At 63.2% G+C, this 8,740-nt stretch carries 6 protein-coding genes; 1 reads left to right on the forward strand and 5 read right to left on the reverse strand.

All coding sequences use genetic code 11. The annotated features are described in order from the left end of the window. The coding region (locus tag AC2VOP_RS09825; RefSeq protein WP_486960777.1) for an IS630 family transposase at nucleotides 1-804 on the forward strand (804 nt) is incomplete at its 5' end. On the opposite strand, the gene AC2VOP_RS09830 is transcribed toward AC2VOP_RS09825, so the two are convergent. From AC2VOP_RS09830 to AC2VOP_RS09850, 5 genes are all read right to left on the reverse strand, one after another. Further along, nucleotides 789-1,202: a hypothetical protein gene (locus AC2VOP_RS09830; RefSeq protein WP_486960778.1), complete on the reverse strand. Its 414-nt coding sequence runs from the start codon at nucleotides 1,200-1,202 to the stop codon at nucleotides 789-791. The two genes, AC2VOP_RS09825 and AC2VOP_RS09830, sit on opposite strands and share 16 nt — an antisense overlap. After that, nucleotides 1,199-5,374, reverse strand: coding sequence for a BREX system serine/threonine kinase PglW (pglW, locus tag AC2VOP_RS09835; protein WP_486960779.1), 4,176 nt, complete (start codon nucleotides 5,372-5,374; stop codon nucleotides 1,199-1,201). Before pglW ends, AC2VOP_RS09830 begins: the two co-directional genes overlap by 4 nt. Nucleotides 5,375-5,504: 130 nt before the next feature. Continuing rightward, entirely contained in the window at nucleotides 5,505-7,919 is a 2,415-nt protein-coding gene (locus tag AC2VOP_RS09840) for an AAA family ATPase (protein WP_343708201.1), read from the reverse strand. Continuing rightward, nucleotides 7,916-8,485, reverse strand: coding sequence for a hypothetical protein (locus AC2VOP_RS09845; protein WP_343708202.1), 570 nt, complete (start codon nucleotides 8,483-8,485; stop codon nucleotides 7,916-7,918). Before AC2VOP_RS09845 ends, AC2VOP_RS09840 begins: the two co-directional genes overlap by 4 nt. Then, on the reverse strand, nucleotides 8,485-8,740 hold a 256-nt coding region (locus AC2VOP_RS09850; RefSeq protein WP_486960780.1), incomplete at its 5' end, for a hypothetical protein. The genes AC2VOP_RS09845 and AC2VOP_RS09850, both read right to left, overlap by 1 nt.

The following is an 8,740-nucleotide window of genomic DNA, read 5'->3' on the forward strand; positions in this document are numbered from 1 at the left end:
CAGCTCTCGCGACTATATGAGTTGATCGTGGGCAGCGATCCGCGCCAGCTGTCGTTCGGGTTCGCGCTGTGGACCCGCTCGATGATCGCCGAGCTGATCCGCCGCGAGTTCGCGATCACCCTCAGCGAGGCCAGCGTGGGCCGGCTGCTGCACACGATGGGCCTATCCCCGCAGCGACCGCTGCACCGCGCCTACCAGCAGGACCCCGATGCGGTCGAACAATGGAAACGCGAACAATTCCCCACGATTCGTAAGGCCGCCAAAAGGGAGAGCGCGACGATCTATTTCGCCGACGAGGCCGGCGTGCGCTCGGACTACCATTCGGGCACCACCTGGGCGCCGGTCGGGCGCACACCGGTGGTGGCCAACACCGGCGCCCGCTGGAGCATCAACATGCTCTCGGCTGTGAGCGCTCAGGGCAAGCTGCGATTCATGGTCCACGACGGCAAGGTCAACTCGGCGGTGTTCATCGAGTTCTGCAAGCGCCTGCTGCGCGACGCCGCCGCCCCGGTCTACTTGATCGTCGATGGCCACCCCTGCCACCGAGCCAGGGCCACCAAGGAATTCGTGGCCTCCACCGGCGGCAGGCTCAAGCTGTTCTTCCTGCCCGGCTACTCGCCCGAGCTCAACCCCGATGAGTGGGTGTGGAAGAACGTCAAGCACGACCACATCGGCAAGACCGGCGTCACCAGCAAAGATGACCTGAAGAACAAGGCCACCAACGCGTTACGCCGACTGCAGAGACTCCCACACCTGGTCCAGGGATTTTTCCGCGACCCGAATTTGGCCTACATCGCGGCCTGACTCGACTTATTTACGAACTCCTTAGTATGTGTGGGATTCTCCCGGAAGTAGGCAGTGAGGTTCTCTTCCGCGCGCTGCACCCGATCCCCGGGACCAGCGATCCAGCCAACGGCGGTCGGCAGACCGTCGATCTTGGCGCCGGCGAGCAGGTCGTTGTCCTCGCAGAAGCGAAGAAACGTCGTCGACACGATCCACGCAACGGCAGCCTGGTCGACTTCGTTGTCACGCCAATCCACCCAGGACCAGCCAGTGCGCTCGCGGCGGGACGCTTCGGCGTACTCCTCCTTCAACCGCACGCCCCAACAGTTCGACGGGTCCTCTGCGCGCTGTTTCAGGTCAGCTTGGAGAAGCTTGAGCTGACCCTTGAGGTCGGCGAGCAAGGCGGACGAGTCGATCACTTTCGGGCTCCTGAGGTACTACGGGTGGTGGACTCCGTGAGGAGTGAGAGATCGGCGGGCAGCTCAACCCAGCCGCTGGGACCGAGCGGCACAGGCTTGCCCTCCAACAACGGGACAGCCTGGCTGCCTTGCTTCGCGACAAGCAGCCAACGGGCAGCCGGACGCGGCGTGCCAACGTCAAGAAGAGTGGAGAGAATCCCCGCCATGCCGTATCGCACCAACGGGCCGGCATTGACGATGAGCAACGGCTTGTTGTTTGCGAGCCTTTCCTCCCAGTTCGGTATCAGCGCCTGCTGCACAAGACCGACGAGCCTCGACCAGTCCTCGCTGCCCTTCGACTTGGCATCTGCGCCGAGAACGACCTCCCAGCTCGCCCCGGCCTGGCCGGCGAGTGCACGCGCCGCGTTCACAACAAGGGACGCGATATCGAGCACTTCTACGGCGTACCGGGTCGAAAGTCCGTGTGCCGTCTTGACATATCGCTTGGGCGGAGTGGTCAGGGTGAGTGCACCATTCCGCGACAGCGACTCTTCCAGTTTTACCGCGGCCTCAGCGACTGCGACCGGCGCGAAGACAGTGAAACCGCTGGCGGTATGCGTGGCCGAGCGCGCCTCAGACGCCAACTCATACACGCCGTTGTGGTTCACGATCCCAGGCAGGACCGCCGTGACGAGGGCGTCCAGTCGATGCGACGCAGCCGGGAGCTCTACCTGCGGGAAACGCGCAGCGACACTCCGGCGAACCGCGGACTCGCTGATGCGCCGGCCAGGTTTGCCGCGCAGTGCGCGCTCCACCGCCTGCTGAGGGTCGAGGTCTACCGGGTACAGCTCGTCGAAGCCTGAGACAGCCGCCTTCGCCGAGACAGAAGCAGCCAACGTCAGGAGTCCACGCCCAGTCAAGGCGACGACCGTTGAAGCCCCAGCCTCGCTGGCGATGTCGTGCAAGGCGGCGCTCGCAGTCGCGAACGGAACGACTCCGGCCGAGACGAGGTCATCGGCTCGCCGTCCCAATTCGATCGCCGTCTCGGTCAGGATGTCAGCCGGCGGGAACTCTTGCCCGGATTCGTCAGGGTCCGCGGTCTCACGCAGGGCGATGACATTGGCGCGTTTCCCTATGCCTCGCCTCAGTTCCAATGTTGGCTCCGGCGTGCGCGCGTCGAACTCGTAGGCCGCACGCAACAGGGCGGCTCCTTGCCGGAGGCGATCCTCCCCGTCGAGCAAGGATCCGCGCTGGGCGACCAACGCGTTCGCAAGTGAAGAGACTGCCATCACTCGACCGTTGCGAGCCAGCAGGGTGTCTACTTCAGTGAGCACGCCGTCGATGGCTTGGCCGACTTTCTTGCCCCATACCGTGACTGCCTGATCCACGGCATGGGTGACCCGATCGCGGGTCATTCCCAGAGATTGCGCGGTGTCGCCCGTTGCCGGCCAGTCACCTGCCGCCACATCACCAGAAAGGCCAAGGAGGCGCTCGATCACCGTCTGCTCGGCACCCTTCAGGTGACCCAAGAGCAAGGAGACGAGGCGCTCCGTGCCCATGGGCTGATCCGTGGCGACCTCTTCCGCACCGCTGAGCCGCGACCGCCAGCCGCGAATCCTCGCCTGAATCTCTTTGCGGTAAGTCTCGCCGAGGCCGCGTATCGAGTTGATGCGGGTCGGGTGCACACCTAGCAGTTGACCGACCGTCGCCACATTGAGACGCGATACAGCCGACAGCGCCCGAGCGGACAGGCCCGCACGCTCCAACGGAGTGTCCAGCGTGGCGGCATCGGCGAGCTCGTCGCTTCCGCTCGCACCGTCCTCGTCCGTGTCGAGAGCGGCGAATACGCCCTGCCACGCGACGGCTAACTCGTCGGCGCTGCTGAACCTGGCTCTTGCATCTGGTGCGAGGGCGCGCTGGAAGAGAGCCGTCAGTTGAGTCGCGACGGCAGGCTCGAAGCTCGTGGGCTCGATGATCGGTGGGTCGCTGGGATCGGCTGGGCGTCCCGCGCCCTCTCCCCACCACGGAAGCTGGCCGGTGGCCATCTCGAACAGGGTGGTGGACACGGCCCACAATTCGGCGGCGCGGTCGTACTTCTGGCGTCGGCCGCGGCCGAGGTAGGGGTCGAGATAGCTCGGTGTTCCGGACGCGATGTTGTCGACGCTTTCACTTGCGAGTGAGAAGTCGAACAAAACCAGCGACGGTCTCCGAGTGCCGGGGTCCGGGGTGATACCCAGGTTGGACGGCTTGATGTCTCGGTGGAAGACCCCTTGGGATTCGAGATAGATCATCGCTTCCAGCAACTGACTGCCGTACTGCTCCAGCTGGCCCACCGTCGCCCGGCCTTCTTTGGAAAGCCGCGTGGCCAGGGTTTCCTTGCCGGCATCGGTGAGCAGAAGCGCACGTCGGTTCCCGACCTCGAGCGGCCCGGCGATGAGTCGTACTACCCGGCGGTGATCGAGTGCTCGGAGCACGTCGGCTTCCAGCGAGAGCCTGCGCCCCGCTGACTCGGTACGAGCGACCTTGAGGACGAGTTCGCGGTCGGGATCTTCTGAGTCGGTGTCGTGGACTGCGAGTGCGACACCGCTGGAACCCTCACCACGCCGACTGGTCACGAAGAAGCGATCGGCGACGATGTCGTCCTTCTGTGCGTCGACGGGGTCGCCGACCGGTGTCGGATCCTCGACGCGGTCCCCTCGCCGGAGGTCGTCCCTCTCTTGACGAAGGAGCTCGAGTACCTCGTCAATGGTCGACGGCCGCTCTGATTCCACAGCGCGGGTCGCCATCTCAATGACGTCGGCGACGCCGTCAGGCATACCTGGTGACGCTGCTCGCGGGTCGAGTGCGCCCGCCTCGGACAGGCGCTGCTCCAACTCGACAAACGTCTCGGCGGGCGGCTTCCCGGTCAGCAGGAGATAGGCGACGACACCGAATCCGTACACGTCGAGCGGTATCGGGGGGAGTCCTTCGACGGAGTGGCGCGCTTCAGGCGCGAGCCAGAGCCAGTCGTCATGATCAGCCACCCCCATGAGATCGTCTACGCCAGCACTGATCGCAGTCAGGCGCGAGACATTCCTGGTCGAGCTGTCGCGCTGCGCGAAGTACCAGTCGCGGATCGTGAGGTTCGGCAGGGCATCCTTAATCGGCGTTGCCCACACACGCCGTGGTGACAGCGCCCGGTGCCGTAGATGGACGTTGTGCGCGAAACGCAGAATCTCGCCCAGCCGGATGGCCAAGGCGATGCGCTGGTCGAGATCTAACTCGGTTCCCTCCCCCGCGATGTAGGCGTCGAGCGGGAGTTCCCTGGCGTCGTGCTCGAACACCAACGCCGGGCCGTCATCGGTTCGCTTGAAGTCGAGGGGCACCGCGATGCCGCCGTGGCGCAACCCCTGGGTGAGCTGAAACTCGCGCTGGGCGAGCTGCTCGATCTGCTGGCGGTCGGCCGGCGATGCCGTCGCAGGCACGTCGTACAGACGTAGCCGGCGCTTGACGTCGGGCAACGCCGGGAGATTGACAAGCACGTCCTGCCAGTCTCGTCCCTGCGCTATCGGTTCGTCATCGGCAACGACGAAGTCACCAACCATCCGGACCTTGGGCGTCGGCGTGAACCCGACGGCATCACAGAGGGAGCGAACTTGCCTCGCCCGCTGAAGGTCGATTGGCTGGCGGAAGTCGTGCGGAGGCTGGACGAGGAAGTCCGAGAGCTTCAGAAGGCGGGGCTTGGAGTTGACGTGGTACCCGTCGAGAGTCAGCACTCCAATGTCACCCGGACTGGCAATCTCAACAGAGCTGCCCTCTCCGTGCATGACGACGACAGCGTGGATGCGCGGCACCAGCCCCCTCGCCGCCTGGTTGGGCGCTCGATCTTGAAGGAGGCCTTTGAGCCACTTCGCCTTGCGATCGGCGGCCAGCCGGGGGTTCTCGACGTTGCGCTGGCCCTGGTTCCAGCGCTGCGCGTTGCCGCGAATCGTGCCGTGCCAGCCCTTCAGCTCGACGAGGTACATCCCCTGAGTTGTGAGCAGCAGCACGTCAACCTCGGCGGTACGGCCCTGATCGTTGATAAAGGTCAGGTTCGCCCAGGCAGTGGTGATGCCATCGTCCGGGAGAAGCTCACGGAAGGCGTCGAGCGCGGCAGCTTCGGCAGGACTCGCCGGCTCACCCATCACCTTCCACAGCGGGGAGTCAGGCTTCATCGCGCGCCGTTCTACGCGCGCTAAGGCGCTGTCCAAGCACACGTAGCAACCACAACCGCTTCACGCGGAAAACCCTATCGGCGGGGGTGCCTGAATGGGGATAACCCATGAGTGTCGGCGCAAGTCCCATCTAGTTAGCTATCGCAGGATCTGGCACCCAGACGTGGCGCGTGACTCCACGGTCCTCCTCGGTGGCGCGTCCACCGAGCTCAATGGTGATGAGCTCATCGCCTTCGTAGGCCGGGCTGAGTTCGAGGGTTAGGTAGTCGAACAGTTCACGTTCGTGGACGGCAACGATGACTTGCCGCTCGTTCTGTTTCGCAAGAAGGCGGATCAGACCAGCGAATTGTGCGACGTGGACTTCGTCCATGGCTTGTACGGGATCGTCAAAGATGAGGCACGGGACGATTGGCTCAACCGCTAGATGGAGCGCAAGAAACAACGAGAGGGCGGCGGTGTTCAGGTTGCCTGCAGACAACATCATCTGCGGTGGGCCGCCGGCTTCGCCGTTGCGATGGGTCGTCTCCAAAGTGATATCGAACGTCTTTTTGGTAGCGCTGGGGACACCGAAGCTGGGGATGAAACCTTCGCTTGGCGCGAGTCTGGTGAACACCGTCTTCCAGACTTCGTTGAGGGATTCGGTGAAGACGCGATGGACGATGGCAGTGCGGGCTTGTGTCGCGGCTTCGTGGACATCTTTCGCTACTGCTTGTCGTCTCTTCGATTCAGCAACGCGGTCGTCCCACAGCTTCTTCCGTTCGGCTAGGTCAGCGAGACGCTGAACAATTTCGGATTCATGTTCCAAGGCCGATGCGAGACGGGCCGCTTCGGTAGCCATGGTCCGTTGCTGGTTGTCGACATCGGAAAGGCGGGCGACTTCTGCTTCGGCCCGGTTCAGTAGTTCAGTCAACATTGCCTCGAACGAATCGAACGTCGCGGACACGTTCATTTGGAGTCGGGCCGCGTATCTGCCAAGTTCGCTGCTGATATGGCGTTCTTCTGATGAGGCTGTCTCGAGGCGGGCGAGTGATTGCCGCAGGTCATTCACGCGCCTGCTGAGGTCCTTCCCGTGGGAGATAGCAGCCTCGATGTCGCCGGCCTGGGCAGTGAGATCGACAAGCGTTGCATGGCGTTGTTCGAGGGCTAACCGCTGGTCAGCGGTTAGGAGTTGAAGCGTGAGCTGCGTGTAATCAGTTCCTGCCCGCGTGACCCTTGCCGCCAATTGGTCGCGGCCGGCGCGAAGGTCGATGAGCTGCTGTCCGCGTGTAGTGAGTTCGGCAAGTTTTGTTGTTATGTGGGCGCTGAGACTAGGGGCGCCGGTTTCAGCGAAGTCGCGGTCGCAAACCGGGCACACCTCGCTGGCACCAATGACAGTACTGAGCGCAGCTAGGCCCTCGACCAGAGCGCTCGAATGCTCACGAGCGTCGGCGAGCCGCTTCTGAAGGTCGTCCAACTCATTTCGGTCAGCCTCCAGTTGAGTGCTGACGGCTTCGGTCCTTGCGCGAATGTTGGAGTCGTTTTCCAACTCTTGGAGGGCAAGGCTCAAAGCCCGCTCGACAGCGATGCCTAGTTCGCTGCGCGTGTCCACACCTACGGCTTCGGCGGCTGCTTGCCCCGCCCGGACCTTTACCCCTTCCGTGGCCTCCCATGCCGCTTGATCGGCGTTGGCAGCCTCCAACGCGGCGCGGGCTTCCTGGATTAGTTGCATCGTGGCGCGTTCTGTCAGCGCTGAGATACGGCCCCCCAAGGCGATGATTTCTTGGTGGAGTTTCGCGGCAGCCACAGAGTCGGCGCTAGCGGTTTCGTCATTGAGCGCCGACCAGACGAACCCGAGAAGGTCACTATCAGTCATGCCGTCAGCCGTGTTCAAGTGGAGTCCGACGATAGCCTCACGGACCGCGACCCGAGCTTTATCGACCTCAGTCCGAGCCTTGGCCCGCTCTGCGCTCTGTTCCTTGAGTTGCGTCGCCGCTACCTTCGCTTCGCGGTCGGCTTCGTCAACGCCGATTGCGAGCTTCTTGACGAGCCTGAGGTCAAGTGCGTCGCTAAGCCCATCGCGCAGGGCGTCCAGCTTCTCAAGGCCGAGCAGTTCGTTCACGAACTTTTCGAGAGCGGTCTGTTCGTTTCGCTCTCGGGCTTGATACAAGTCAAGCAGCCGTCCCAGAGACGACTGGTCCAGATAGCACCGTTCAGCGTAGAAGTTAGCGGCTTCGTTGCTGAACGCCGGAGTGCCCTCCAAACGCGCGCCGTTCACAGTCAACGGGACGCCGGGGGTGCCCGACTGCAGGTATTCAGCGACGTCGGCTCGAACCGTTGCATAGGACTGCCCGAAGAACGGCAGATGCGCCCGGTAGCGATCGGATTGTCGTTCCATGCTCCTGATGTGACCAGTCAAGGCGAGTTCGAGCGCAGAGAGGATGCTTGTCTTGCCTGTGCCGTTCGGGCCGTGGATAAGGACAACTGGCGCATCAAATGGCAGATCACGCGTGCCCTCGATACAACGAAAGTCGGAGACCATCAAACGGCGGATCGGGACGTCACTCATTCGTCGTCCTCGATCTCTTCAGTCCAACCCGCTCCCTCGTTCGCGTATCGACGGAGGGCCTCTCTTACTGCGCGAGAGCCATCGACCGCCGCCTCAATGAGCGCGATATGGTCCGGAGTTGTCTTCAGTGGGCCGAGCGCCGCCATCACCTCGTTGGTCGGATCGCCCCCGGGGACCAAGTCCGGGTTCGGCAGCTTAAGCGGCAGTAGGACAGCGACAGCCTCTTCTATTTCGGCGACATCGGGCGTTGTAGACGCAATGGGAAGGACGCGGACATACCGCTCCAATTCGTTTCGGTCAGACGCAGCGACTCCGCCAATGATCACAAGACTCATGGGGCGGCGCGACGCGGCTACGTCAAGGGAACGAGCCAAACCCGCGACAAGACGCTGCAGGCGCCGGCGGGGAACTTGACCGGTTGCGACCAGAACGAGGTCATGCGAGTTGCCGGTCCCGCGAGCGGCGGCGTCGAAGTCGAACTCTGTACCGGCCACCGTTAGCGGCTTGGGAAGACGTTCAAAACCGGCGTTCTCCAGCACAGAGAGGACTTCTTGAACGCTTGTCATCAGAACCCTCCCGCCAGCCTAAACGCCTCGTATAGGTCGTCGACCGAGTCCGCATCGCTGACGTTCGATGCGACGTTGAAACGACCAGGGCCGATCTTGCCGTCACGACCGAAGCGAGGTCTCGGAGACCGGGTGAAGCGAGGGGATTCCTCATCGGCGATCACGATCAGCACATCGTCATCGCGGTCGTCGAATGAACCCTGCAGTTCAAGTTTGGTTGACGTCGTGGCGTCCTTCACGAAAAACACCCGAGCA

Source organism: Mycobacterium sp. TH-M106 (genome assembly GCF_057473765.1).